The sequence below is a fragment of the Agrobacterium sp. MCAB5 genome, assembly GCF_052114365.1.
GTDB classification, from domain to species: Bacteria; Pseudomonadota; Alphaproteobacteria; order Rhizobiales; family Rhizobiaceae; genus Agrobacterium; species Agrobacterium tumefaciens.
The window spans coordinates 1-1,222 of record NZ_JBFREP010000039.1 but is presented as its reverse complement, the minus strand read 5'-3'; the positions used below and the strand labels follow the sequence as shown (position 1 = coordinate 1,222).

Below are 1,222 nucleotides of genomic sequence, written 5' to 3'. Positions count from 1 at the left end.
CGGGCTGGATGGCTTCTGGCTGGGACGAGTGCTCAGCAAGGAGGCTTGGATCGAGAGCCACATTGTAGAAGCCGCATCAATTGCCATGCCGCGCCGGCATCGCCGGGCGAAGACCGACCGTATCGATGGCGAAACGCTGATCCGCGCATTGATGGCATGGAAACGTGGCGAACCTCGCGCGTGCTCAATGGTCAAACTTCTCTCACCCGAGGAAGACGACAATCGACGGATTGGACGGGAGCGGAAAACTCTGATTGCGGAACGTGTCTTCCACGTCAACCGCATAAAGGGGCTGCTCTTCACGCAAGGAATTCGGGATTACCAACCTGTCAATCGAGATCGCCGCCAACGCCTGGAAGAACTTCGGACTGGCGATGGTCGGCCACTCTCAAAGCATTTGAAAGGGGAAATCTGCAGAGAACTCGATCGCCTCGAATTGTTGCTCACACAAATCAAGGCTGTTGAAGCCGAGCGAGATGCCTTGATTGTTCAGGAGACGCCGGAAACGCCGAAAGAGGCGGCCGCGCTTTTAGGCATTAAAGGAATAGGCCCAGAGTTCGCTACGGTACTTTACACGGAAGGCTTGTTCCGACACTTCGACAATCGGCGGCAAATCGCATCCTATGCGGGCCTTGCGCCCTCCCCTTGGCAAAGCGGCAACGTCAATCGTGAACAAGGGGTCTCGAAAGCGGGAAATCCGCGATTGCGGGCAACGATGGTCGAACTCGCCTGGCTATGGCTGCGACACCAACCGAAATCGACTTTAACGCTGTGGTTTAAGGAACGCATCGCTCGGAACGCCGGCCGTTTAAAGACGCCGATGATCGTTGCGCTCGCGCGTAAGCTGCTCGTGGCCCTCTGGAAGTATGTGAGCTCCGGCGTCGTCATCGAAGGTGCCATCATGAAAACCGCCTGAAAGACAAACTGCTGCGAAACACAGTTTCTAATCCTCAGGGCCTGATCAGCCCTGACGGATCCAGGTGAACGGACCGGGTATCCTTTTGGCTTCAAACGCCGATCTTGAGTTTGGTCCCGTTCTCCTGAGCCCGTGCCCGTCGAAAGCGGGATAATGGTGCAGCCGCGTGAGAGCGGCGACCGGATGTGAGGTTGTATAGGCCCGAGAACCGGGCCGGTAATTGCTATGGGCTCAGACCGTGGATCCGCCTACGAAGGAGAAATTCGATGCCACTCGAATGAACAATTGACAAAAATCCTGATGTGA

Annotated in this window: 1 protein-coding gene; it reads left to right on the top strand. The window is 56.2% G+C overall.

All coding sequences use genetic code 11. The features are described 5' to 3' along the window. The coding region (locus tag AB4Z23_RS27125) for an IS110 family transposase (RefSeq protein ID WP_441361137.1) at positions 1-916 on the top strand (916 nt) is incomplete at its 5' end. Positions 917-1,222 lie beyond the last annotated feature (306 nt).